The organism is Kitasatospora sp. Xyl93 (assembly GCF_055383135.1).
This window is the reverse complement of sequence record NZ_AP029185.1, coordinates 5,775,658-5,800,048: the sequence shown is the minus strand read 5'-3', so window position 1 is coordinate 5,800,048 and position 24,391 is coordinate 5,775,658. Positions and strand designations below refer to the sequence as shown.

Below are 24,391 nucleotides of genomic sequence, written 5' to 3'. Positions count from 1 at the left end.
TTCCCTGAGTTGACTTCGGAATCGGACGCGGACGACCTCCCGCCCTCCCCCGTCAACCCGCTTCGTGACCCCTCGGACCGACGGCTCCCGCGCATCGCGGGGCCGTCCGGTCTGGTCATCTTCGGGGTCACCGGCGACCTGTCCCGCAAGAAGCTGATGCCGGCCATCTACGACCTGGCCAACCGCGGTCTGCTTCCGCCGGGCTTCTCCCTCGTCGGCTTCGCCCGCCGCGAGTGGGACGACGAGGACTTCGCCAAGGAGGTCCACGACGCCGTCCGGGACCACGCCCGCACCCCGTTCCGGGAGGAGGTCTGGCAGCAGCTCGCCAAGGGCATGCGCTTCGTCCACGGGACCTTCGACGACGACGAGGCCTTCGACAAGCTGCGCGAGACCATCGAGGACCTGGACAAGGCCCAGGGCACCGGCGGCAACTTCGCCTTCTACCTGTCCGTGCCGCCGAAGTTCTTCCCGACCGTCGTCCAGCAGCTCAAGAAGCACGGCCTGGCCGACCCTCCGCAGGGCTCCTGGCGCCGCGCGGTCATCGAGAAGCCCTTCGGGCACGACCTGGAGAGCGCGCAGGAGCTCAACAAGGTCGTCCACGAGGTCTTCCCCCGGGACGAGGTCTTCCGGATCGACCACTACCTGGGCAAGGAGACGGTCCAGAACATCCTGGCGCTGCGCTTCGCCAACCAGATGTTCGAGCCGATCTGGAACCGGTCGTACGTCGACCACGTGCAGATCACCATGGCCGAGGACATCGGCATCGGCGGCCGGGCCGGCTACTACGACGGCATCGGCTCCGCCCGTGACGTGATCCAGAACCACCTGCTCCAGCTGATGGCGCTCACCGCCATCGAGGAGCCGGCGTCCTTCCACCCCAAGGCGCTGGTGGCCGAGAAGCTCAAGGTGCTCAGCGCCGTCAAGCTCCCGGCCGACCTCGGCCGGCACACCGTGCGCGGCCAGTACGCCTCCGGCTGGCAGGGCGGCGAGGAGGTCGTCGGCTACCTGGACGAGGACGGGATCGACCCGGAGTCCAAGACCGACACCTACGCGGCCATCAAGCTGGAGATCAACAACCGCCGCTGGGCGGGCGTCCCGTTCTACCTGCGCACCGGCAAGCGCCTGGGCCGCCGGGTCACCGAGATCGCGGTCGTCTTCCAGCGGGCCCCGTATCTGCCGTTCGACTCCTACGCGACCGAGGAGCTGGGGCAGAACGCCCTGGTCATCCGGGTCCAGCCGGACGAGGGCGTGACGGTGCGGTTCGGCTCCAAGGTGCCGGGCACCTCCTTCGAGGTCCGGGACGTCACGATGGACTTCGCCTACGGCGAGTCCTTCACCGAGTCCAGCCCGGAGGCGTACGAGCGGCTCATCCTCGACGTGCTGCTCGGCGACGCCAACCTGTTCCCGCGTCACCAGGAGGTCGAGCTCTCCTGGCAGATCCTCGACCCGATCGAGAAGTACTGGGACGCCCACGGCAAGCCCGCCCAGTACGCGGCGGGGACCTGGGGCCCCGTCGAGGCGGACGAGATGCTCGCACGAGACGGCAGGAGCTGGCGCCGGCCATGAAGATCGACCTCACCAACACGACGTCCAGCAAGATCAACGCCGCGCTGATGGAGGCGCGCCGGGCCCGCGGTTCCGGCGCCGCCGGCATGGTGCTCACCCTGGTGATCGTGACCGACGAGGGCAGCGCCTACGACGCCCTCAAGGCCGCCAACGACGCCTCCCGCGAGCACCCGATGCGCACCCTCGCGGTGATCAAGCGCGCCGGGCGCTCGCCCCGGGCCCGCGCCGAGACCCGGCTGGACGCCGAGATCCTGGTCGGCTCGGACGCCGGCTCCGGCGAGACGGTCGTCCTGCGGATGCACGGCGAACTCGCCGCGCACGCCCAGTCGGTGGTCCTGCCGCTGCTGCTGCCGGACGCCCCGACCGTCGTCTGGTGGCCGGACAACGCGCCGCTGCACCCGGCGCAGGACCCGCTGGGCTCGATCGCCCAGCGCCGGATCACCGACGCCGTCACCGCCGAGTCCCCGGTCGGCCAGCTCGCCCAGCGCGCCCAGAGCTACACCCCGGGCGACACCGACCTGGCCTGGACGCGGATCACCGGCTGGCGCTCGATGCTGGCCGCCGCGCTGGACCAGCGGCCGTCCACCATCGTCTCCGCGGTGGTCGAGGGCGAGTCCTACAACCCCAGCGTCGAGCTGCTCGGCCTGTGGCTGAACAACCGGCTGCGCGTGCCGGTCGAACGGGTCGTCACCAACGGCCCGGGCATCACCGCGGTGCACCTGCGCACCAAGGACGGGGACATCACCCTGGACCGCCCGGACGGCCTGCTGGGCACGCTCTCCATGCCCGGCTCGCCGGACCGCCAGGTGGCGCTCAAGCGGCGCGAGACCTCGGAGCTGATCGCCGAGGAGCTGCGCCGGCTGGACCCGGACGACATCTACGCGACGGCCGTGCGCACGCCCGTCGACCGGCTGGACGAGCCGGCCAACGCGGAGACCGAGGCGGCCGAGAAGGTCGCCCGGGAGGTCTCCGAGGAGGCCGAGGACGCCGTCGAGCGGGCCGTCGAGGCCGCCGTGGCCAACCCGGACCGGGTCACCGTCGAGGCGACGGACAAGAAGCCCGCCCGGAAGGCCGCCGGCAAGCGCGGCAGCAAGGAAGGCGCATGACCAACGCGACCCCGCAGCTGGTCGTCCACCGGGACAAGGAGCTGATGGCCCAGGCGGCCGCGGCCCGGCTGATCACCCGGATCGTGGACGCCCAGGCCGCCCGCGGCAGCGCCTCGGTGGTGCTCACCGGCGGTCGCAACGGCAACGCCCTGCTGGCCGCGATCGCCGCCTCCCCGGCGCGCGACGCGGTCGACTGGGCCCGGCTGGACCTCTGGTGGGGCGACGAGCGCTTCCTGCCCGCCGCCGACCCGGACCGCAACGCCGTCCAGGCCCGCGCCGAGCTGCTGGACGCCGTCCCGCTCGACCCGGCGCGGGTGCACGAGATGCCCGCCTCGGACGGGGTGGACGGCTCGGACGTGGAGGCCGCCGCCGCCCGCTACGCCGAGGACCTGGCGAAGGCGGCCGGCCCGGCCGACCGGCTCGGCGTCCCGGCCTTCGACGTGCTGCTGCTCGGCGTCGGCCCGGACACCCACGTCGCCTCGCTCTTCCCCGAGCACCCGGGCGTGCGGGAGACCGAGCTGACCGTGATCGGCGTGCGCGGGGCCCCCAAGCCCCCGCCGACCCGGATCTCGCTCACCCTCCCGGCGATCCGCACCGCCCGCGAGGTCTGGCTGCTGGCCGCCGGCGAGGACAAGGCGGGCGCGGTCGCGCTGGCCCTGTCCGGCCCCGGCGAGCTCCAGGCGCCCGCCTCCGGCGCGTACGGCCGCAGCCGCACCCTGTGGCTGCTGGACCGCGCCGCCGCGGAGCGGATCCCGCCGCAGCTCTACCCGCCGGCCTCGGCCTGACCGGTACCGGCAACGCCGAAGGGCGCCACCGTCGTCGGACGGTGGCGCCCTTCGTGCTGTCGTGCCCGGACCGTTCGGCAGGTGCTCAGATCTCGCCGCGGAGCTTCGCCAGCGCCTCGGCCAGGATCGCCTCGCCGTCGGCGTCGGTGCGCCGCTCGCGGACGTAGGCGAGGTGGGTCTTGTACGGCTCGTTGCGCGAGGGCGCCGGCGGGTTGTGCTGGTCCTGACCGGCCGGGAAGCCGCAGCGCGGGCAGTCCCACGTCTCCGGGATCGCCGCTTCGGCCGCGAAGCTGGGACGGGTCTCGTGCTTGTTCGCGCACCAGAAGGAGATCCGGTTGCGCGGGGCGGACTCGCCGCGTTCCGCCTCGCCCATCGGGCCGGCCCCGACCCTGCTGCCACGGATGGCATTGCCACTTGCCACGGTCTGACTCCCTGCGTACTGGTGCGCCGACCCGCCGCGGTGCGCGTCGGTGGCGAAAGTCGTCCTAGTGTAAGCAGGTGTTAAGCATCCGCCACCATCGCCTCCGCACCCGACCGCTCCAGGATAGGCGCTCGGGCTACGGGGCGTCAGGAATACGTCAGACCGAGGACTTCATCAGCAGGCCAAGCACGATGATGGACGCGAACCATCCCACGCCCACGACGATGGTGATGCGGTCCAGGTTGCGCTCGGCCACCGCCGAGCCGCCGCCGGTGGACATCGCGCCACCGCCGAACATGTCCGACAGGCCGCCACCCTTCCCCTTGTGCAGCAGCACCAGCAGGATCATCAGCAGACTGAAGATGATCAGGGCAATCGAGAACCCGAGAACCACGACGGGACCAACTCTCTCGTATCTTCGGCGAAGGGGCCGGGCCGCGTACGGCGGTCCGGCCCCAAAGCCTACGTTGCTGCGGCGGCGTTAGCCTACTGCCTGCTCACGGTAGCGCACGATCTTGACGAACTCGTCGGCGTCCAGCGAGGCACCGCCGACCAGGCCGCCGTCGATGTCGGGCTTGGCCATCAGGCCGGCCGCGCTCGACGACTTCACCGAGCCGCCGTACAGCACCCGGACCTTGCCGGCCAGCTCGGCGTCGTACAGCTCGGCGATCCGCCCGCGGATGGCGGCGCAGACCTCCTGCGCGTCCTCCGGGGTGGCCACCTCGCCGGTGCCGATCGCCCAGACCGGCTCGTAGGCGACCACGATCGACTCGGCCTGGTCGGCCGGGACGTCGGCCAGGGCGCCGTCCAGCTGGGCCAGGGTGTACTCGACGTGGGTACCGGCCTTGCGGATCTCCAGCGGCTCGCCGACGCACAGGATCGGGGTGACCCCGGCGCGGTAGGCGGCCTTCACCTTGGCGTTGACGATCTCCTCGTTCTCGCCGTGGTACTGGCGGCGCTCGGAGTGCCCGATCACCGCGTAGGTGCACTGGAGCTTGGCCAGCATCGGCCCGGAGACCTCACCGGTGTAGGCCCCGCCGTCGTGCTGCGAGATGTCCTGCGCGCCGTACTTGATCTTCAGCTTGTCGCCGAAGACCAGGGTCTGCACCGAGCGCAGGTCGGTGAACGGCACCAGGACGGCGACCTCGACGGCCTCGTAGTCCTTGTCGGCCAGCGCGAAGGCCAGCTTCTGGGTGTGCTGGATGGCCTCGAGGTGGTTGAGGTTCATCTTCCAGTTGCCCGCCATCAGCGGGAGACGGTCGGTCATGTGTTTTCAGTCCTCCAGAGCGGCGAGGCCGGGGAGGGTCTTGCCCTCCAGGTACTCCAGGCTGGCACCGCCGCCGGTCGAGATGTGCCCGAACTTCGTCTCGTCGAAGCCCAGGATGCGGACGGCCGCGGCGGAGTCGCCGCCGCCGACCACGGTGAACGCGTCGCTGTCGATCAGGGCCTGCGCGACGGCCTTGGTGCCGTCCGCGTAGTCCGGGTGCTCGAAGACGCCCATCGGGCCGTTCCAGAACACCGTGCCCGCGTCGGCCAGCTTGGCCGCGTACAGCTCGCGGGTCTCCGGGCCGATGTCCAGGCCCTCCTGGTCGGCCGGGATGGCGTCCGAGGCGACGGTCGAGGGGTTCGCCGGGGCCTTGGTCTTGAGGTCCGGGAAGTCGGCGGAGACCAGGACGTCCTTCGGCAGCACGAACTCGACGCCGCGCTGCTCGGCCTCGGCCAGGTAGCCGAGGACGGTCGGGATCTGGTCCTCCTGCAGCAGCGAGATGCCGACCTCGTGGCCCTTGGCCTTGAGGAAGGTGTACGCCATGCCGCCGCCGATCAGGATCCGGTCGGCCTTCTTCAGCAGGTTGTCGATCACACCGAGCTTGTCGGAGACCTTGGCGCCGCCGAGCACCACCACGTACGGACGGGCGACGTCCTCGGTGAGCTTCTTCAGCACGCCGACCTCGGTGGCGATCAGGTCGCCGGCGGCGTGCGGCAGCAGGGCCGGCAGGTCGTAGACCGAGGCGTGCCTGCGGTGCACGGCGCCGAAGCCGTCGCCCACGTACAGGTCCGCGAGCGCGGCCAGCTGCTCGGCGAAGGCCTTGCGCTCGGCGTCGTCCTTGCTGGTCTCGCCGGCGTTGAAGCGCAGGTTCTCCAGCAGCGCGACCTCGCCGTCGCCCAGCGCGGCCACGACGGCCTCGGCGCTGTCACCGACGGTGTCGGTGGCGAAGGCGACGTCCTTGCCGAGGATCTCGCCGAGGCGCTCGGCGGCCGGGGCGAGCGAGAACTGCGGGTCCGGCGCGCCCTTGGGGCGGCCGAGGTGCGAGGCGACGACGACCTTCGCACCGGCCGCGGCCAGCTTGGCGATGGTCGGCGCGACGGCGCGGATCCGGCCGTCGTCGGTGATCGTGTCGCCGTCCAGCGGCACGTTCAGGTCGGCGCGCACGAAGACGCGCTTGCCTTCGACACCGGCTTCGATGAGCTCTTCGATGGTCTTCACGGGGATTCGGTTTCTCCTGGGGAGATGGTTGATGCGCAGTGAGGCGGCACGGCGCAGGGGCCGCCTGAGAAGTCCTTGAGCGCGGAACGAGGGCCCGGTCGGCACCGTACGCCGTCCGGGCCCTCGCCCCTACATCACGTCAGCTCCCGCAAGGTCAGAGCTGCCCGCCGACGAGGGTGACCAGGTCGACGACGCGGTTCGAGTAGCCCCACTCGTTGTCGTACCAGCCGAGCACCTTGACCTGGTTGCCCTGCACCATGGTGAGCTGCGAGTCGAAGATGCAGGAGGCCGGGTCGTTCACGATGTCGGAGGAGACGATCGGGTCCTCGGTGTAGGCCAGGATGCCCTTGAGCGGGCCCTCCTGCGCGGCCTTCTGGAAGGCCGCGTTGACCTCGTCCTTGGTGACCTCGCGCTCCAGGGTGACGACCAGGTCCGTGATGGAACCGGTCGGGACCGGGACGCGCAGCGAGGTGCCGTCCAGCTTGCCCTTCAGCTCCGGCAGGACCAGGGCGGTCGCCTTGGCGGCACCGGTCGAGGTCGGGATGATGTTCTGCGAGGCCGCACGAGCACGGCGCAGGTCCTTGTGCGGGAAGTCCAGGGTGACCTGGTCGTTGGTGAACGCGTGGACGGTGGTCATCAGACCCTTGACGATGCCGAAGCTCTCGTTCAGCACCTTCGCCATCGGCGCCACGCAGTTGGTGGTGCAGGAGGCGTTGGAGATGACGTGGTGGTTGGCGGCGTCGTACTTCTCGTCGTTGACACCCAGGACGATGGTGACGTCCTCGTCGGTGGCGGGCGCCGAGATGATGACCTTCTTCGCGCCGGCGGCGAGGTGCTTCTTCGCGGCCTCGGCCTTGGTGAAGATGCCGGTGGACTCGACGACGATGTCGGCGCCCAGGGCGGCCCACGGGAGGTTCGCGGGGTCACGCTCGGCGGTCACCTTGAAGGTGTGGCCGTCGACGGTGATGCTGTCCTCGGTGTGCGAGACCTCGCCCGGGAAGGTACCCAGGGTGGTGTCGTACTTGAGCAGGTGAGCCAGGGTCTTCGTGTCGGTGAGGTCGTTGACACCGACGACCTCGATGTCCGCGCCCTGAGCCTTGACCGCGCGGAAGAAGTTGCGGCCGATGCGGCCGAAGCCGTTGATGCCTACCCGGATCGTCACGAACCGATCTCCTCGTTAGGTACGCCGGGGCAGGGCCCCGACGGGGGTGAGATTTGGGAAGTCCCCGACCGCCTATGACCCTACCCCTCCCGGGCCTGGGACGGCACATCGCGCCGCCTGCTGAGACTGGGCGTGGCGCGGCCGAAACCCGATTTCAGGCCGACCGGCCCTGAGCCGCCGGGCAGTTGGTCCCGGACCAGTGGTCTCTACCAATTCGGGAGTACCGGCGGGCTCGGAAGCCCGTTCGGGAGCCGTTCCGCGGGACCCTCCGGGAGCCGTCCGGGAACGCCGACGGCCGGCGCCCCGGGAGCGGGACGCCGGCCGTGGTCTCGTCACGGAGCGTGAACGTCAGTTCATCGCCATCTCGTCGGTGAGGCTGGCCTCGGTGCTCGGCAGGCCGAGCTCGGAGGCGCGCTTGTCGGCCATCGCCAGCAGCCGGCGGATCCGGCCGGCCACCGCGTCCTTGGTCAGCGGCGGGTCGGCGAGCGCGCCCAGCTCCTCCAGCGAGGCCTGCTTGTGCTGCATCCGCAGCTGGCCGGCCGCGGCCAGGTGCTCGGGCACCTCGTCGCCGAGGATCTCCAGCGCGCGGGCCACCCGGGCGCCGGCCGCCACCGCGGCGCGGGCCGAGCGGCGCAGGTTGGCGTCGTCGAAGTTGGCCAGCCGGTTGGCGGTGGCGCGCACCTCGCGCCGCATCCGGCGCTCCTCCCAGGCGAGCACCGACTCGTGCGCGCCGAGCCGGGTCAGCAGGGCGCCGATCGCGTCGCCGTCCCGGATCACCACCCGGTCCACGCCGCGCACCTCGCGGGCCTTGGCCGGGATGCCGAGCCGGCGGGCGGCGCCGACCAGGGCGAGGGCGGCCTCGGAGCCGGGGCAGGTGATCTCCAGCGAGGAGGAGCGGCCCGGCTCGGTGAGCGAGCCGTGCGCCAGGAAGGCCCCGCGCCAGGCCGCCTCGGCGTCGCAGGTGGCGCCGGAGACGACCGCCGGGGGCAGGCCCCGGATCGGACGGCCGCGGCCGTCGACCAGCCCGGTCTGGCGGGCGAGCAGCTCGCCGTCCTTGACCACCCGGACCACGAAGCGGCTGCCGCGGCGCAGCCCGCCGGGGGCCATCACCACCAGGTCCGAGGAGTGCCCGAAGATCTCCAGCAGGTCCTTGCGCAGCCGCCGCGCCGCCGCGCCGGTGTCCAGCTCCGCCTCGATCACGATGCGGCCGCTCACGATGTGCAGCCCGCCCGCGAACCGCAGGATCGCCGACACCTCCGCCTTGCGACAGCAGGCCCGGGTGACCGGGAGCCGGCTGATCTCGTCCTTCACCGCTGGAGTCATCGCCATGGCCCGATCCTTCCATGTGTCCGGAAAATCCGGTCGTACGCTGCCGCCAACAGCTCGGGGTCGTGTCGCGGCGTCCCGTCGGTGCGGGCCACCGAGCCGAGCACCAGAGCGGCGCCCATCCGTTCGGCGGCCTTCTCCAGGCCGTCCAGGTCGGCCTGGCCGAAGGCCCCGCCGGTGACGGCGCGCTCGTCCACCAGGATCGCATCCACCGCGAGGCCGGGGGCGTGGTCGGCGATGACCTCCAGGTGGCGCTGCGGGGTGAAGCCCTCGGTCTCCCCGGGCTGGGGGGCCAGGTTCAGGGTGAGCAGGCGGCGGGCGCGGGTCTCGGTGAGCGCGGCGGCGAGCTCGGGCACCAGCAGGTGCGGCAGCACGCTGGTGAACCAGGAGCCGGGGCCGAGCACCACCCAGTCCGCCTCCCGGACGGCGGTGACCGCCTCCGGGACGGCGGGCGGCTCGTCCGGCAGCAGCCGGATCGACTGCACGGTGCCCGGCGTCACCGCGACGTCGGCCTGGCCGCGGACGGCCGTGACCTCGCCGGGGCGGGCCGGGTCGTGGCCGCGGACGGTCGCCTCGATGTCCAGCGGCACCGCCGACATCGGCAGCACCCGGCCCTGCACGTTGAGCAGCCGGCCGACCCAGTCCAGCGCCGCCACCGGGTCGCCCAGCTTCTCCCAGAGCGCGACGATCAGCAGGTTGCCGACCGCGTGGCCGCCGAGCTCGCCGTTGCCGGTGAAGCGCTGCTGGATCACCTCGGACCAGGTGCGGCCCCAGTCGTCGTCCCCGCACAGCGCGGCCAGCGCCTTGCGCAGGTCGCCCGGGGGCAGCACGCCCAGCTCCTCGCGCAGCCGCCCGCTGGAGCCGCCGTCGTCGGCGACCGTCACCACGGCGGTGACGTCGCTGGTGAGCCGGCGCAGCGCGGACAGCGAGGCGGACAGGCCCTGTCCGCCGCCGAGCGCGGTGATCCGGGGAGCCGGATTGGCGCGGGAGGGACTGCTGCGCGGGCGGCCCGGCGCCGTGGGCCGGGCCGGGCTCCCGGCCCGGTCACCGGTCCTGCTCTGCGGCTGCCGCCCGGGCACGTATCCCGCCACACTCACCTCGCGTTCCTCGGCCCGCCGACCACTCCGCCGGCGGGCCCGGCAGGGAGGCGGCGGTTACTCCCGTCCCATGTCACGGTGAACGAGCACCGTCTCGACTCCGTCGGCGATGAGACGCTTGGTCAGACGCTCGGACATGGCGACGCTGCGGTGCTTGCCACCGGTGCAGCCTACGGCAAGCGTCATGTAGCGCTTCCCCTCGCGGCGGTACCCCTCGGTCACGATCCGGAGTAGCTCGGCGTAACCGTCCAGGAACTCGTTGGCTCCGGGCTGCTGGAAGACGTAGTCGGCGACGTCCGCGTCGGTGCCGGTGCGGGCCCGCAGTTCGGGCACCCAGTGCGGGTTGGGCAGGAAGCGGCAGTCCACCACGAGGTCGGCGTCGACCGGCAGGCCGTACTTGAAGCCGAAGGACATCACGGTGGCGCGCAGCTCGGGCTCGTCGTGGTCGGCGAACTGGGCGTCCAGCTTGGCGCGCAGCTGGTGCACGTTGAGGTTGGAGGTGTCGATCACCAGGTCGGCCTCGCCGCGCAGGTCGCGCAGCAGGTCGCGCTCCTGGGCGATGCCGTCCACGATCCGGCCGTCGGCCTGCAGCGGGTGCGGGCGGCGGACGCTCTCGAAGCGGCGCACCAGCGCCTCGTCGGAGGAGTCCAGGAAGACGACCCGGAGCCGGACGCCGCGCTTCTCCAGCTCGTCGAGCGAGGTGAGCAGGTCGTCGAAGAACTGCCGGCCGCGGACGTCCACGACCACGCCGATCCGGGCGACGTTGCCCTGGGAGCGGGCGCCCAGGTCGACCATGGTCGGGATCAGGGCCGGCGGCAGGTTGTCCACCACGAACCAGCCGAGGTCCTCCAGGCACTTGGCGGCGGTGGAGCGGCCGGCTCCGGACATGCCGGAGATGATCACCAGCTCCGGCGCGTTCTCGGCCACGTCTGACACGGTCACTTCGGTTCCCCGCTCTCGGTCTTTCTGCTGGGGAGAACGCGCACGGCTCGGCCGCCCTTCCCCGGCCCGGGCAGGCGGGCGGGGCCGGGGCGCACCGGCTGACGGGCGGCGTCGGCCGTCATGGCGTCTCCTGGGATGGTGCGGTCTGGGGTGCTGCTGCCATCGGCTCGGTGGTCTCGACGACCCCGTCCTCGATGATCTCGCCGGTCGCGGTGTTGACCGCGGGTGCGGCGGGTGTACGGGACGACAACGCCTCCGCAACAGTCTGCGCGGTGCGGCGTCCGATGCCGGGTACCTCGCAGAGCTCGTCCACGGTGGCGGCCCGGAGCTTCTTCAGCGAGCCGAAGTGCTTGAGCAGCGCCCGGCGGCGAGTCTCGCCGAGGCCCGGGACGGAGTCCAGTTCCCCGGCGGTGAGTCGCTTGGAACGCTTGTTGCGCTGATAGCTGATCGCGAACCGGTGCGCCTCGTCGCGGACCCGCTGGAGCAGGTAGAGGCCCTCGCTGGAGCGCGGCAGCACCACCGGGTCGTCCTCGCCGGGCAGCCAGACCTCCTCCAGGCGCTTGGCCAGGCCGCACAGGGCGACGTCGTCGATGCCGAGCTCGTCCAGGGCGCGCCTGGCGGCGGCGACCTGCGGCTGGCCGCCGTCGACGACCAGCAGTTGGGGCGGGTAGGCGAAGCGCTTGGGGCGGCCGTCCTCGCCCCGGGCGCCGCCGTCGCCGGTGTCGGCGTCGTCCTCCTCGGGGACGGCCCACTCGCCGGTCTGCTCGCGTTCCTGGAGGTAGCGGCGGAAGCGCCGGCTGATCACCTCGTGCATCGAGCGGACGTCGTCCTGGCCCTCGAAGCCCTTGATCTGGAAGCGCCGGTACTCGCTCTTGCGGGCCAGGCCGTCCTCGAAGACGACCATGGAGGCGACCACGTCCTCGCCCTGGAGGTGGGAGATGTCGAAGCACTCGATGCGCAGCGGGACGGAGTCCAGCTGCAGCGCGTCGGCGATCTCCTGGAGGGCGCGGCTGCGGGTGGTGAGGTCGGAGGCGCGCTTGGTCTTGTGCAGCGCGAGCGCCTGCTGGGCGTTGCGCTGCACGGTGGCCATCAGGTCCTTCTTGTCGCCGCGCTGGGGGATGCGCAGGTCGACCTGGCTGCCGCGCAGGCCGCCCAGCCACTCGCGGACCGGCTCCACCGGCTCGGGCAGGGCCGGGACGAGCACCTCGCGCGGGACGGACTCGCCGCCGCCGTAGAGCTGCTGGAGGGCGTGCTCGACCAGGCCGGCGGTGTCGACGTCCTCGACCTTGTCGGTGACCCAGCCGCGCTGGCCGCGGACCCGGCCGCCGCGGACGTGGAAGATCTGCACGGCGGCTTCGAGTTCGTCCTCGGCGAGGGCCAGCAGGTCGGCGTCGGTGGCGTCGGCGAGCACGATGGCGTTCTTCTCCATCGCGCGCTTGAGGGCGCCGATGTCGTCGCGCAGCCGGGCCGCCTTCTCGTACTCCAGCTCGGCGGCGGCCTCCTGCATCTCGGCCTCCAGCCGGCGCAGGTAGTTGCCGGTGCGCCCGGCCATGAAGTCGCAGAAGTCCTCGGCCAGCGCCCGGTGTTCGTCCGCGGAGACCTTGCCGACGCAGGGCGCGGCGCACTTGCCGATGTAGCCGAGCAGGCAGGGCCGGCCGACCTGGCGGGCGCGCTTGAAGACGCCGTTGGAGCAGGTGCGGACGGGGAAGACGCGCAGCAGCAGGTCGACCGTCTCGCGGATCGCCCAGGCGTGCCCGTACGGTCCGAAGTAGCGCACGCCCTTCCGGTGCGCCCCGCGCATCACCTGGACCCGCGGGTACTCCTCGTTGAGGGTGACGGCGAGTTCCGGATAGCTCTTGTCGTCGCGGTACTTGACGTTGAACCGCGGGTCGAACTCCTTGATCCAGGAGTACTCCAGCTGGAGCGCCTCGACCTCGGTGCCGACCACGGTCCACTCCACCGAGGCCGCGGTGGTGACCATGGTCGCGGTGCGCGGGTGCAGCCCGGCCAGGTCCTGGAAGTAGGACGACAGCCGCGGCCGCAGGCTCTTGGCCTTGCCGACGTAGATGACCCGGCCGTGGGCGTCGCGGAACCGGTAGACGCCGGGGGAGGTCGGGATCGCACCGGGCGCGGGGCGGTAGGTGCTCGGGTCAGCCATGGGACCACCGTACCGAGTGGGGGCGGGGCCGCGGGGCGGAGATCGTCAGGGGGGACCGTGGCGGTCGGGAGGCGGTCAACTGGCTCAGCTCGGGGTCACCTTGAGGTTGCCGCCCTCGACCGTGACGGTGTACGCGGGCAGCGGGGTCGGGGCCGGACCGTCCTGCACGGCGCCGTCCGCGATGGCGAACCGGCTGCCGTGGCAGGGGCACTGGATCTGGGCGTTCTTCACCTGGTCCACGACGCAGCCGGCGTGGGTGCACTTGGCGCTGAACGCCTTGTACTGGCCGGCGGTGGGCTGGGTCACCACGATCTTCTGCTCGCGGTAGACCTTGCCGCCGCCCTCGGGAACCGCCGAGGCCGGGCCGAGGTCGACCGGGCCCTTGGGGGCGCCGGCGCCGGAGGAGGAAGAGGAGGACGAGCCGCAGCCGGCGACCGCGACGGTGCCGCCGGCCGCCAGGACGGCCGCGGCCCCGCAGAGCAGGGTGCGACGGGAGGCGGTGGGGCTGGTCTCGGGGGCCTCGGACATCGGTGCGCTCCTACGGTTGCTGCGGCTGCGAGGGACCACGGAAGTCTATGCCGCACCACGCCGCCGCTCCCGGGCCACCCGGACGGTACGGGTGGCGGGAGCGGCGGGGCGGTCGGACGGGACTACTTCTTGACGGCGGCCGCGCGCTTGCGCGGCGCCTTCTTCGCCGGGGTGGCCGGGGCGTCCGCGAAGCCGACCGGCAGGATGTCCCGCAGGAACTTGCCGGTGTGGCTCTCCGCGACGGCGGCGATCTGCTCCGGGGTGCCCTCGGCGACCACCGTGCCACCGCCGGAGCCGCCTTCGGGGCCCATGTCGACGACCCAGTCGGCGGTCTTGATCACGTCGAGGTTGTGCTCGATGACGATCACCGTGTTGCCCTTGTCCACCAGCCCGCTGAGCACCTTGATCAGCTTGCTGATGTCCTCGAAGTGCAGGCCGGTGGTGGGCTCGTCCAGCACGTAGACCGTCCGCCCGGTGGAGCGCTTCTGGAGCTCCGAGGCGAGCTTGACGCGCTGCGCCTCGCCGCCGGACAGGGTGGGCGCGGACTGGCCGAGCCGGACGTAGCCGAGGCCGACGTCGTTGAGCGTCCGCAGGTGGCGGGCGATCGCCGGGACGGCCTCGAAGAAGTCCAGCGCCTCCTCGATCGGCATGTCCAGCACCTCGGCGATGGACCTGCCCTTGTAGTGGACCTCCAGCGTCTCCCGGTTGTACCGGGCGCCGTGGCAGACCTCGCACGGCACGTAGACGTCCGGAAGGAAGTTCATCTCGATCTTGATGGTGCCGTCGCCGGAGCAGTTCTCGCAGCGGCCGCCCTTGACGTTGAAGGAGAACCGGCCGGGCAGGTAGCCGCGGACCTTGGCTTCCTGCGTCTCCGCGAAGAGCCGGCGGACGTGGTCGAACACCCCGGTGTAGGTGGCCGGGTTGGAGCGCGGGGTGCGGCCGATCGGCGACTGGTCGACGTGCACCACCTTGTCCACCTGGTCGGTGCCGGTGATCCGGGTGTGCCGGCCGGGCACGCTGCGGGCGCCGTTCAGCTCCCGGGCGAGGTGGGTGTACAGGATGTCGTTGACCAGCGTCGACTTCCCGGAGCCGGAGACGCCGGTGATCGCGGTGAAGGTGCCGAGCGGGAAGCCGACCGTGACGTCCTTGAGGTTGTGCTCGCGGGCGCCGTGGACGGTCAGCTGGCGCTTCTTGTCCCGCTCGCGGCGGGCGGCCGGGATCGGGATGAAGCGCTTGCCGGAGAGGTACTGGCCGGTCAGCGACTCCTTGTTGGAGAGCAGCTGCTTCAGCGAGCCGGAGTGCACCACCTTGCCGCCGTGCTCGCCGGCGCCCGGGCCGATGTCGACCACCCAGTCCGCGGTCTTGATGGTGTCCTCGTCGTGCTCGACGACGATCAGGGTGTTGCCGATGTCGCGCAGCCGCACCAGCGTCTCGATCAGCCGGTGGTTGTCCCGCTGGTGCAGGCCGATGGACGGCTCGTCCAGCACGTACAGCACGCCGACCAGGCCGGAGCCGATCTGGGTGGCCAGCCGGATGCGCTGGGCCTCGCCGCCGGACAGGGTGCCGGCCGCGCGGTCGAGCGAGAGGTAGTCCAGGCCGACGTCGACCAGGAAGCGCAGGCGCTCGTTAACCTCCTTGAGGACCCGCTCGGCGATCTGCTTGTCCCGGGCGTTGAGCTTCATCGCGCCGAGGAACTCGGAGCAGTCGCTGATCGACATCGAGGAGACCTCGGCGATCGACCTGCCCTCGACGGTGACCGCGAGCACCACCGGCTTGAGCCGGGTGCCCTGGCACGTCGGGCAGGGCACCTCGCGCATGTAGCCCTCGAAGCGCTCGCGGCTGCTGTCGCTCTCCGCCTCGGTGTGCCGGCGCTGGATGAACGGGATCGCGCCCTCGAAGCCGGTGCTGTACGAGCGCTCCCGGCCGAAGCGGTTGCGGTAGCGGACCTCCACCTGGTGCTTGTGCCCGTACAGCAGCGCCTTCCGGGCGCGGGCGGGCAGCCCGGCCCAGGGGATGTCGGTGCGGAAGCCGAGCTCCCCGGCCAGCGCGTCGATCAGGCGCTGGAAGTACTCCTTGGCGTGCCCGGCCGACCACGGGTGGATCGCGCCCTCGTCCAGCGAGCGCTCGACGTCCGGGACGACCAGCTCCGGGTCGACCTCCATCCGGTTGCCCAGGCCCGAGCAGTCCGGGCAGGCGCCGAACGGCGAGTTGAAGGAGAACGAGCGCGGCTCCAGCTCCTCGAACGACACGTCGTCGTACGGGCAGTAGAGGTGCTCGGAGTACATCCGCTCGCGCTCCGGGTCGTCCTCGGGGAGGTCGACGAAGTCGAGCACGACCATGCCGCCGGACAGCCGCAGGGCCGTCTCCACCGAGTCGGTGAGCCGCCGCTTGGCGCTGTCCTTGACGGTGAGGCGGTCGATCACCACCTCGACGGTGTGCTTCTCCTGCTTCTTGAGCTTCGGCGGCTCGGCGAGCTGGACCGTCGCGCCGTCGACGCGGGCGCGGGAGTAGCCCTTGGACTGGAGGTCGGCGAAGAGGTCGACGAACTCGCCCTTGCGCTCGCGCACCACCGGGCTCAGCACCTGGAAACGGGTGCCCTCGGCGAGCTCCAGCACCTTGTCCACGATCGCCTGCGGCGACTGCTTGGCGATCGGGCGGCCGCAGTGCGGACAGTGCGGCTTGCCGATCCGGGCGAACAGCAGGCGCAGGTAGTCGTAGACCTCGGTGATGGTGCCGACGGTCGAACGGGGGTTGCGGTTGGTGGACTTCTGGTCGATCGAGACGGCCGGGGAGAGGCCCTCGATGAAGTCCACGTCGGGCTTGTCCATCTGCCCGAGGAACTGACGGGCGTAGGAGGACAGCGACTCGACGTAGCGGCGCTGGCCCTCGGCGAAGATCGTGTCGAAGGCGAGCGAGGACTTGCCGGAGCCGGAGAGGCCCGTGAAGACGATGAGGGAGTCGCGGGGCAGGTCGAGCGAGACGTTCTTGAGGTTGTGCTCACGAGCACCGCGGACGATGAGGCGGTCGGCCACTGCTTCTGGCGCCTTTCTCCGGGGCAAGACGGCTTGCGATGAGAGTCGGTACTTCTTCCAGCATGCGGCAGCCAGCCTATAGCTCAGACGTTCGAATATCGACTCTGTCCAGCGGAGACCACCCGAACGAGTGAGGACGACCCCTGGACCGTCCGTATCCGGACCGAAAAAGGCCCTGCTCAGCGGCCGGATTCGGCGGTAGCGTCGCCTGGTCAACGAGCGAGGCCCCCACGGGCAACGCGCCGTCCCGCACAGAAGGCAGATTCGATGACCGACTCGCACTCCGCCGCCGCGCTGGCCGCCGGACGACTGGACCTGGTCGAGGCAAGCACCCGGCGCATGCTGGACACCGTCTCCGCGCTGAAGCCGGAGGCCGTCGCCGAGCCCTCCGCGCTCCCCGGCTGGACCCGCGGCCACGTGCTGGCCCACCTCGCCCGCAACGCCGACTCGCTGGTCAACCTGCTGACCGGCGTCCGCACCGGCACCGACATCCCGCAGTACGCCAGCGAGCAGGCCCGCGACCAGGGCATCGAGGACGGCGCCGGCCGCCCGCTGGACGTCCAGCTCGCCGACCTGCGGGAATCCCACGAGGCCTTCGCGGCGGCCGCCGCGCTGCTGCGCGACGAGGACTGGGCCGCCGAGGTGCGCCACCGCTCCGGCGCCGTCTTCCCGGCCGCGGACCTCGTCTGGAAGCGCCTCGCCGAGATCGAGTACCACGTCGTCGACCTCGGCGCCGACTACACCTTCGCCGAGTGGCCCGAGCCGTTCGCCGTGGCCGAGTTCGACCGCCTCGCCGACAAGCTGCACGGCACCGACCTGCCCGCCGTCCGGCTGGTCGCCGAGGACACCGGGCACCGCGGCCAGATCGGCACCGGCGAGCCCGCCCTGACCGTCGAGGGCCCGGTCCGCGCCCTGACCGCCTGGCTCTCCGGCCGCTCCGCCGGGGACGGCCTGCGCCGCACCCCCGACACCGCCCTGCCCCAGCTTCCCCCGCTGGGCTGACGGCGCGAGGATGATCCCAGGAGCCACTGCAGAGGGAGCGAACGGATGACGTACCACGGAGCGGTCAAGGTCGGCGGAGCGCCGGACGTGCGGGAGCTGGCCCACCTGATCATCACCAAGGTGGCCGTCGGACCGTACGACAACAACGCCTACCTGCTGCGCTGCCGGGCCACCGACGAACAGCTCCTGATCGACGCGGCCGCCGACGCCCCGACCCTGCTGGAGACCGTCGGCGACGACCTCGCGACGGTCGTCACCACCCACCGGCACCACGACCACTGGGGGGCGCTGGCCGAGGTGGTCGCCACCACCGGCGCCCGGACGGCCGCCGGCCAGTACGACGCCGAGGGCATCGAGGTCCCCACCGAGCTGCTGCTCGCGGACGGCGACGAGCTGCGGGTCGGCGACGTGGCGCTGACCGTGCGGCACCTGGTCGGCCACACCCCCGGCGCGATCGTGCTCGTCTACGACGACCCCCAGGGCCACCAGCACGTCTTCACCGGCGACTGCCTCTTCCCCGGGGGCGTGGGCAACACCTGGGGCGACCCGGAGGCGTTCCGGACGCTCTACCGCGACGTCACCGAGAAGATCTTCGACGTCCTGCCCGACGAGGCCTGGGTCTACCCCGGCCACGGCAACGACACCACCCTCGGAGCCGAGCGCCCGCACCTCGCCGAGTGGCGCGAGCGCGGCTGGTAGGCCGCGCCGCCGAACGGCCGGGGCCCCCGGGACCGGAAGCGGTCACGGGGGCCTCGGCGGTGCCGGGCGCCGGCGCCGGGCTCGGGGCACCGGCGCCGGGCGTCAGGCGTCAGGCGTCAGGCGTCAGGCGTCGAGCTTCTCGCGCTCGGCCTGCTCGGCCTTCTTCGACGCCCGCAGGCTGGTGAAGGTGGTGATCGCCAGGACCACCACGATGAAGGCCAGCGAGAACGGGATGCCGATCTCCGGGGCCCACTCCGCGCCCGCCTCGTGCGCGGCGTGCAGCACCAGCTTCACGCCGATGAAGCCGAGGATCACCGACAGGCCGTACGACAGGTGGACCAGCTTCTTCAGCAGGCCGCCGATCAGGAAGTACAGCTGACGCAGCCCCATCAGGGCGAAGGCGTTGGCGGTGAAGACGATGTACGGGTCCTGGGTCAGGCCGAAGATGGCCGGGATCGAGTCCAGCGCGAACAGCACGTCGGTGGTGCCGATCGCCAGCATGACGATCAGCATCGGGGTGATCAGCCGACGGCCGTTCTCCCGGACGAACAGCCTGGTGCCGCGGTAGTCCTCGGTGGCCGGGAAGCGGCGGGTGATCGACTTGAGCAGGCGGTTCTCCTCGAACTCCTCCTCGCCCTCCTCCTCGGCGCGGGCCTCCTTGATCAGCTTCCAGGCCGTCCAGATCAGGAAGCCGCCGAAGATGAAGAACACCCAGGAGAACTCGGAGACCAGCGCGGCACCGCCGGCGATGAACACCGCCCGGAGCACCAGCGCGATGATCACACCGAACATCAGCACGCGCTGCTGGTAGATCCTGGGCACCGCGAACTTGCCCATGATCAGGATGAACACGAAGAGGTTGTCGACACTGAGCGACTTCTCGGTGATGTACCCGGCGAAGAACTCGCCCGTCGGCTCCGCGCCGGAGTGCCACCAGAGGAAGCCGCCGAAGAGCACCGCCAGGGCGACCCAGACGGCCGTCCAGATCCCGGCCTCCTTGATCGAGACCTCGTGCGGCTTGCGCCCTCCGATGAAGAAGTCGGCCACGACCAGTGCGATCAGCACCAGGATCGTGGAGACCCACATGGTTACGGAAACGTCCACTACTGCTCCTCCGGCAGGTAGGCGAGACAGTCATCGTCACTGCCGGAGGTCTCTTCCGCCCATCGGGCCAGCGCCCCGGGGTGCCGCGACGGGCATCCGTGATGACGGGGTCGGCTGTCGAGGAATACTCCCCTCCGCTGCCAACGAGAGTAACAGGAGCTCCAAGGAAAGGTAAAGAAGGTAAAGACCGCGGAGCTGCCGGGGCCGGCCCGCGGGAACCACCCGGGCTGACGGGCCACCCGGGCGGCACGGCTACAGGAACGGGTCGATCGCCGGCAGCAGGTCCTGGAAGGTCCGCCCCTTGGCCGGCGCGCCGATCGCCTGCATCTCCCAGCCGCCGTTGCCGTCCCGGACCACCTTGGCCATGATCTGCCCCGTGTGCGGCCCGCCGCCGGCCAGCTCGTAGCGGGCCAGCTCCAGGCCGGTGGTCTCGTCCACCAGCCGGCAGTGCGCCCGCTCCACCTCGGCGAAGGTCTGCCCGGTGTACGAGCTCACCGTGAACACCACCTGGGTGATGTTCACCGGCACGTGCACCAGGTCGACCAGGATCGCCTCGTCGTCCTCGGCCCCGGAGCCGCCCTCCAGGTTGTCGCCGGTGTGCCGGACGGAGCCGTCGTCGCTCTCCAGGTGCGAGAAGAACACCACGTCGGACGGCGTCTTCTCGGCGTACAGCAGCGCCGAGGCGTCCAGGTCGATCTTCCGGGTGCGGCTGCCGAACAGCCCGCGCTTGGGGGCGGCCTGCCAGCCGAGGCCCATCCGGACCACGGTCAGGGCGTCGCCCTGACCCTTCTGGAGGCTGACCCGCTGCCCCTTGGCCAGGTTCACCGACACGACGTTGCCCTCTCTGCCGGCCGCGCGGTCACACCCGCGCGGCTCCACGGTGGAACACCCCGTCGCCGTCCCCCGGCTGAGGCCCCCTCTGCGTACGGCCCGCAACCCCGTCCCGAGGGCACGATGCCGCAGGCCAGCCTAGGGCCTGCGGCACCCCGGCCTCTCCCGGGTTTCCCCGTTTGTGGCAAGGCTGAGACACCCGCGGACTTGACCGGTGCCATTCCGGCCAGTGCCGGTCGCCGCGCGGGTCTCCCCTCCGGCGCGCCCCTCCGGTGCGACTACGCCACACCGGCCTCGCGCATCTGCCGCAGCTCCTTCTTCAGTTCCTTGACCTCGTCGCGCAGCCGGGCCGCGACCTCGAACTGGAGGTCGGCGGCGGCCGTGTGCATCCGCTCGGTCATCTCCTGGATCAGGTCCGCCAGCTCGGCGGCCGGGAGGGACTTGGCCGGCTTGCGCTCCCCGCCCAGCGCCGGCACCGGGGCCTTGCCCTTGCCCTGGTTGCGGTACCCGGTGGAGAGCAGCTCGTCGGTGTCCACGTCCTCGCGGGCGAGGGTGTCCAGGATGTCGCCGATCTTCTTGCGCAGCGGCTGCGGGTCGATCCCGTGCTCCTTGTTGTAGGCCTGCTGCACGGCCCGGCGGCGGTTGGTCTCGTCGATGGCCTTCTCCATCGCGGGGGTGATCTTGTCCGCGTACATGTGGACCTGGCCGGAGACGTTGCGGGCGGCTCGGCCGATCGTCTGGATCAGCGAGGTGCCGGAGCGCAGGAAGCCCTCCTTGTCCGCGTCCAGGATCGCCACCAGCGACACCTCGGGCAGGTCCAGGCCCTCGCGCAGCAGGTTGATGCCGACCAGCACGTCGTACCGGCCCGCCCGCAGCTCGCGCAGCAGCTCCACCCGGCGCAGGGTGTCCACGTCGCTGTGCAGGTACCGGACCCGGATGTCCAGACCGAGCATGTAGTCGGTGAGGTCCTCGGCCATCTTCTTGGTCAGCGTGGTGACCAGGACGCGCTCGTCCCGCTCGACCCGCTTGCGGACCTCGTGCACCAGGTCGTCGATCTGGCCCTCGGTCGGCTTGACGATCACCTCGGGGTCGATCAGGCCGGTCGGGCGGATGATCTGCTCGACCTGGCCGTCGCCGCGCGACAGCTCGTACGGGCCCGGCGTCGCCGACAGGTAGACGGTCTGGCCGATCCGCTCCAGGAACTCCTCCCACTTCAGCGGGCGGTTGTCCATCGCGGAGGGCAGCCGGAAGCCGTGCTCGACCAGGGTGCGCTTGCGCGAGGCGTCGCCCTCGTACATCGCGCCGATCTGCGGGACGGTGACGTGCGACTCGTCGATGACCAGGAGGAAGTCCTCCGGGAAGTAGTCGAGCAGGGTGTTCGGCGGGGAGCCCGGCTCGCGGCCGTCGAAGTGCATCGAGTAGTTCTCGACGCCCGAGCAGGTGCCGATCTGGCGCAGCATCTCGATGTCGTAGGTGGTGCGCATCCGCAGCCGCTGGGCCTCCAGCAGCTTGCCCTGCTTCTCCAGCCGGGCGAGCGTGCCCTCCAGCTCCTTCTCGATGCCGGTGATCGCGCGCTCCATGCGCTCGGGGCCGGCCACGTAGTGCGAGGCGGGGAAGACGTGGACGGAGTCGTCCTGGCTGATGATCTCGCCGGTGAGCGGGTGCAGGGTGTACAGCGCCTCGATCTCGTCGCCGAACATCTCGATCCGGACGGCGAGCTCCTCGTAGACCGGGAAGATCTCGATGGTGTCGCCGCGGACCCGGAAGGTGCCGCGGGTGAAGGCCACGTCGTTGCGGGCGTACTGGATGTCGACGAAGCGGCGCAGCAGGTCGTCCCGGTCGATCTCCTGGCCGACCTTGAGCCGCACCATCCGGTCCACGTACTCCTGCGGGGTGCCGAGGCCGTAGATGCAGGAGACCGAGGCGACCACGACCACGTCCCGGCGGGTGAGCAGCGAGTTGGTGGCCGAGTGGCGCAGCCGCTCGACCTCCTCGTTGATCGAGGAGTCCTTCTCGATGTAGGTGTCCGTCTGCGGGACGTACGCCTCGGGCTGGTAGTAGTCGTAGTACGAGACGAAGTACTCGACCGCGTTGTTCGGCAGCAGCTCGCGGAACTCGTTGGCCAGCTGCGCGGCCAGCGTCTTGTTCGGCGCCATCACCAGGGTGGGGCGCTGCAGCTTCTCGATCATCCAGGCCGTGGTGGCCGACTTGCCGGTGCCGGTGGCACCGAGCAGCACGACGTCCTTCTCCCCTCCCCTGATCCGCCGTTCCAGCTCGGCGATCGCCGCCGGCTGATCGCCGTTCGGCTGGAAGGGGCTGACGACCTCGAAAGGCGCCACGGACCGCTCAATACTCGTGATGGGACGCACGCCTCCACCGTACGACCCACCACCGACAACCGGGGCGGCTACGGTCAGGCCGCGTGGGCCTCGAACCTTATGGCGGGCGCGCGGGCCGGGTCGATCCGGACCACGGAGTCGAAGGCGGCGGCCAGCATCTCGATCAGGGGGAGCGTCCGATCCACCCCGCTCTCCTCGATGCTCTCGACCGTCTCCTCGCTCAGTCCGGCCCGCTCGGCGAGCTGGGCCGGGCTCCATCCCAGCGCGGAGCGGCGGGCGTACACGGCCTCGGCCAGCGCCATCCGCCGCCCCGCCGCCCGGTACTCCTCACTCTCGCGGTGCTCCGGTGGCACGACCCACCGCGTGTGATAGCCACTGCTCACCGCTGCTCCTCCCGGTCGTAGACCTCGTGGTCGTGATCCGCACGGGGCCGACCCGTAGCTCCCGCAGCCCACCGCCGAGATGGCTGGAGAGCGGGAACGGCAGGAGTTCGCCGTCCTCGGTCAGTCGGTCTGCGGCACGCTCGACCGCACGGTACTCGGGGAGCGAGCACTGCTGCAGCCATTCGCGGACCTCGGGCTCGATCTCGACCGAGTAGCCCGCTGCGGACCCTCCACCGGCCATGCGTCCCCCTTCGCTCCGCCAGGGAGCAACGCGTGACCGGCGTCGGGGTTACGGGCGCGGGTCCTACTTGGCGCTGTCCCGGGCGAGGGCGACCAGGCGGGAGATGGCCCGCAGGTACTTCTTGCGGTAGCCGCCGCGGAGCATCTCCTCCGGGAAGACCTGGTCGAACGGCAGGCCGGAGGCGGTGATCGGCAGCTCGCGGTCGTACATCCGGTCGGCCAGCACGACCAGGCGCAGCGCGGTGGACTGGTCGTCGACCTGCCGGACGCCGCGCAGGCAGACCGCGGTGACGTCGTCCAGCAGCGCGCCGTAGCGGCTGGGGTGGACGGCGGAGAGGTGGGCGAGCAGGGCGTCGAAGTCGTCCAGCGAGGCGCCGGGGGTGCGGGCCGCGGCCGCGCCGACGGCCTCGTCGGTGTACGGCGGCGGGGCGTCCGGCAGGCCGCGGTGGCGGTAGTCCTGGCCGTCGATCCGCATCGGGCGGAAGTGCGCGGACAGGCCCTGGATCTCGCGCAGGAAGTCGGCGGCGGCGAAGCGGCCCTCGCCGAGCTTCTCCGGCAGGGTGTTCGAGGTGGCGCAGAGCTTCACGCCGTTCTCGACCAGCCGGCCGAGCAGGGTGGAGACCAGCACGGTGTCGCCCGGGTCGTCCAGCTCGAACTCGTCGATGCAGAGCAGCGTGTGCCCGGAGAGGGTCCGCACGGCCTGCTGGAAGCCGAGCGCGCCGACCAGGTTGGTCAGCTCGACGAAGGTGCCGAAGGCCTTGGGGCCGGGGGCGGCGTGCCAGAGCGAGGCGAGCAGGTGGGTCTTGCCGACGCCGTAGCCGCCGTCGAGGTAGACCCCGGCCGGGCCGGTGGGCGCGGGCGCGGAGCGGCGGAACCAGCTGCGCTTGGGCGCGGAACCGTTTCCTCCGCCGAGGGTGGCCGCGAACTGCTCCAGGACCTGGACGGCCTCGTACTGGCTCGGCTGGGTCGGGTCCGGGAGGTACGTCCCGAAGCTCACGTCGGCGAACCGGGGCGGCGGGACCATCTCGGCGACCAGCCGCTCGGCGGGCACGACGGGGCGGCGGTCGGTGAGCGCGATCGGGGAGCCGGACACGGGTGCGGCGGCTATCGGCTCGGTCGCGGTTGCGGAGTGGGAGGCTGCGGGCACATCAGTAGAGGGTACGCCTGCCCCGTACGCGGTCCGAA

21 protein-coding genes are annotated in these 24,391 nt (G+C 71.5%); 5 read left to right on the top strand and 16 right to left on the bottom strand.

Features of this window, described 5'->3' with window-relative positions; genetic code table 11:
- The first annotated feature begins 9 nt into the window (after positions 1-9).
- The 3 genes from zwf to pgl are packed head-to-tail and all read left to right on the top strand — an operon-like array spanning position 10 to position 3,457.
- Positions 10-1,566, top strand: a complete 1,557-nt coding sequence (gene zwf, locus ACZ5GH_RS25645; protein ID WP_387758004.1) for a glucose-6-phosphate dehydrogenase — start codon at positions 10-12, stop codon at positions 1,564-1,566.
- Complete coding sequence (opcA, locus tag ACZ5GH_RS25640; protein ID WP_464335333.1) at positions 1,563-2,672, top strand: glucose-6-phosphate dehydrogenase assembly protein OpcA; 1,110 nt, start codon at positions 1,563-1,565, stop codon at positions 2,670-2,672. Before zwf ends, opcA begins: the two co-directional genes overlap by 4 nt.
- The gene (pgl, locus tag ACZ5GH_RS25635; RefSeq protein ID WP_387758000.1) at positions 2,669-3,457 is read left to right on the top strand and encodes a 6-phosphogluconolactonase; all 789 of its coding nucleotides are present in this window, start codon (positions 2,669-2,671) and stop codon (positions 3,455-3,457) included. The genes opcA and pgl overlap by 4 nt, the downstream gene beginning before the upstream one ends.
- An 85-nt stretch (positions 3,458-3,542) precedes the next feature.
- Here the strand turns inward: pgl and ACZ5GH_RS25630 are convergent, their stop codons facing one another.
- The 11 genes from ACZ5GH_RS25630 to uvrA all read right to left on the bottom strand — a co-directional run bounded on the left by ACZ5GH_RS25630 (position 3,543) and on the right by uvrA (position 16,608).
- Positions 3,543-3,830 (bottom strand): RNA polymerase-binding protein RbpA, encoded by a 288-nt coding sequence (locus ACZ5GH_RS25630; RefSeq protein WP_223245297.1) that lies wholly within the window; start codon positions 3,828-3,830, stop codon positions 3,543-3,545.
- A gap of 205 nt (positions 3,831-4,035) precedes the next feature.
- Positions 4,036-4,272 carry a preprotein translocase subunit SecG gene (gene secG, locus ACZ5GH_RS25625; protein ID WP_380668215.1) on the bottom strand — a complete coding sequence of 79 codons (237 nt, stop codon included), beginning with the start codon at positions 4,270-4,272 and terminating at the stop codon, positions 4,036-4,038.
- Between the two features lie 87 nt (positions 4,273-4,359).
- Positions 4,360-5,145: a triose-phosphate isomerase gene (tpiA, locus tag ACZ5GH_RS25620; RefSeq protein WP_387757999.1), complete on the bottom strand. Its 786-nt coding sequence runs from the start codon at positions 5,143-5,145 to the stop codon at positions 4,360-4,362.
- A 6-nt stretch (positions 5,146-5,151) separates the two neighbouring features.
- Positions 5,152-6,363, bottom strand: a complete 1,212-nt coding sequence (locus ACZ5GH_RS25615; RefSeq protein ID WP_387757997.1) for a phosphoglycerate kinase — start codon at positions 6,361-6,363, stop codon at positions 5,152-5,154.
- Positions 6,364-6,517: 154 nt separating this feature from the next.
- Positions 6,518-7,525: a type I glyceraldehyde-3-phosphate dehydrogenase gene (gene gap / locus ACZ5GH_RS25610; RefSeq protein ID WP_030238422.1), complete on the bottom strand. Its 1,008-nt coding sequence runs from the start codon at positions 7,523-7,525 to the stop codon at positions 6,518-6,520.
- A gap of 348 nt (positions 7,526-7,873) precedes the next feature.
- A complete protein-coding gene (gene whiA / locus ACZ5GH_RS25605) occupies positions 7,874-8,854 on the bottom strand; it encodes a DNA-binding protein WhiA (RefSeq protein ID WP_049649611.1) in 981 nt (326 codons plus the stop codon).
- The gene (locus ACZ5GH_RS25600; protein ID WP_387758043.1) at positions 8,845-9,942 is read right to left on the bottom strand and encodes a gluconeogenesis factor YvcK family protein; all 1,098 of its coding nucleotides are present in this window, start codon (positions 9,940-9,942) and stop codon (positions 8,845-8,847) included. Before ACZ5GH_RS25600 ends, whiA begins: the two co-directional genes overlap by 10 nt.
- A gap of 63 nt (positions 9,943-10,005) precedes the next feature.
- A complete protein-coding gene (rapZ, locus tag ACZ5GH_RS25595; protein ID WP_037830760.1) occupies positions 10,006-10,890 on the bottom strand; it encodes an RNase adapter RapZ in 885 nt (294 codons plus the stop codon).
- Between the two features lie 118 nt (positions 10,891-11,008).
- Positions 11,009-13,048, bottom strand: a complete 2,040-nt coding sequence (gene uvrC / locus ACZ5GH_RS25590) for an excinuclease ABC subunit UvrC (RefSeq protein WP_387757995.1) — start codon at positions 13,046-13,048, stop codon at positions 11,009-11,011.
- 84 nt (positions 13,049-13,132) lie between these two features.
- On the bottom strand, positions 13,133-13,576 hold the full coding sequence (locus ACZ5GH_RS25585; protein WP_387757993.1) for a Rieske (2Fe-2S) protein: 444 nt from the start codon (positions 13,574-13,576) through the stop codon (positions 13,133-13,135).
- Positions 13,577-13,698: 122 nt separating this feature from the next.
- Positions 13,699-16,608, bottom strand: coding sequence for an excinuclease ABC subunit UvrA (gene uvrA, locus ACZ5GH_RS25580; protein ID WP_464335332.1), 2,910 nt, complete (start codon positions 16,606-16,608; stop codon positions 13,699-13,701).
- A gap of 267 nt (positions 16,609-16,875) precedes the next feature.
- Here uvrA and ACZ5GH_RS25575 point away from each other — a divergent pair, with 267 nt between their 5' ends.
- Complete coding sequence (locus ACZ5GH_RS25575) at positions 16,876-17,610, top strand: maleylpyruvate isomerase family mycothiol-dependent enzyme (protein ID WP_387757990.1); 735 nt, start codon at positions 16,876-16,878, stop codon at positions 17,608-17,610.
- 45 nt (positions 17,611-17,655) lie between these two features.
- Complete coding sequence (locus ACZ5GH_RS25570) at positions 17,656-18,309, top strand: MBL fold metallo-hydrolase (protein WP_387757989.1); 654 nt, start codon at positions 17,656-17,658, stop codon at positions 18,307-18,309.
- Between the two features lie 123 nt (positions 18,310-18,432).
- Here ACZ5GH_RS25570 and ACZ5GH_RS25565 read toward each other — a convergent pair whose 3' ends face one another.
- The 5 genes from ACZ5GH_RS25565 to zapE all read right to left on the bottom strand — a co-directional run bounded on the left by ACZ5GH_RS25565 (position 18,433) and on the right by zapE (position 24,314).
- On the bottom strand, positions 18,433-19,413 hold the full coding sequence (locus ACZ5GH_RS25565) for a TerC family protein (protein WP_387757987.1): 981 nt from the start codon (positions 19,411-19,413) through the stop codon (positions 18,433-18,435).
- Positions 19,414-19,665: 252 nt separating this feature from the next.
- Positions 19,666-20,244 (bottom strand): TerD family protein, encoded by a 579-nt coding sequence (locus ACZ5GH_RS25560; protein WP_387757985.1) that lies wholly within the window; start codon positions 20,242-20,244, stop codon positions 19,666-19,668.
- 278 nt (positions 20,245-20,522) lie between these two features.
- On the bottom strand, positions 20,523-22,613 hold the full coding sequence (uvrB, locus tag ACZ5GH_RS25555) for an excinuclease ABC subunit UvrB (RefSeq protein WP_387757983.1): 2,091 nt from the start codon (positions 22,611-22,613) through the stop codon (positions 20,523-20,525).
- Positions 22,614-22,657: 44 nt separating this feature from the next.
- Complete coding sequence (locus ACZ5GH_RS25550; protein WP_464335331.1) at positions 22,658-22,966, bottom strand: helix-turn-helix domain-containing protein; 309 nt, start codon at positions 22,964-22,966, stop codon at positions 22,658-22,660.
- Between the two features lie 304 nt (positions 22,967-23,270).
- On the bottom strand, positions 23,271-24,314 hold the full coding sequence (gene zapE / locus ACZ5GH_RS25545) for a cell division protein ZapE (RefSeq protein WP_387758041.1): 1,044 nt from the start codon (positions 24,312-24,314) through the stop codon (positions 23,271-23,273).
- Positions 24,315-24,391: the final 77 nt, after the last annotated feature.

Coding starts and splice junctions, on each gene's coding strand:
- opcA (WP_464335333.1), top strand. CDS start 1,563: ATGAAGATCGACCTCACCAACACGACGTCCAGCAAGATCAACGCCGCG.
- pgl (WP_387758000.1), top strand. CDS start 2,669: ATGACCAACGCGACCCCGCAGCTGGTCGTCCACCGGGACAAGGAGCTG.
- ACZ5GH_RS25630 (WP_223245297.1), bottom strand. CDS start 3,830: ATGGGCGAGGCGGAACGCGGCGAGTCCGCCCCGCGCAACCGGATCTCC.
- tpiA (WP_387757999.1), bottom strand. CDS start 5,145: ATGACCGACCGTCTCCCGCTGATGGCGGGCAACTGGAAGATGAACCTC.
- whiA (WP_049649611.1), bottom strand. CDS start 8,854: ATGGCGATGACTCCAGCGGTGAAGGACGAGATCAGCCGGCTCCCGGTC.
- uvrC (WP_387757995.1), bottom strand. CDS start 13,048: ATGGCTGACCCGAGCACCTACCGCCCCGCGCCCGGTGCGATCCCGACC.
- ACZ5GH_RS25585 (WP_387757993.1), bottom strand. CDS start 13,576: ATGTCCGAGGCCCCCGAGACCAGCCCCACCGCCTCCCGTCGCACCCTG.
- ACZ5GH_RS25575 (WP_387757990.1), top strand. CDS start 16,876: ATGACCGACTCGCACTCCGCCGCCGCGCTGGCCGCCGGACGACTGGAC.
- ACZ5GH_RS25570 (WP_387757989.1), top strand. CDS start 17,656: ATGACGTACCACGGAGCGGTCAAGGTCGGCGGAGCGCCGGACGTGCGG.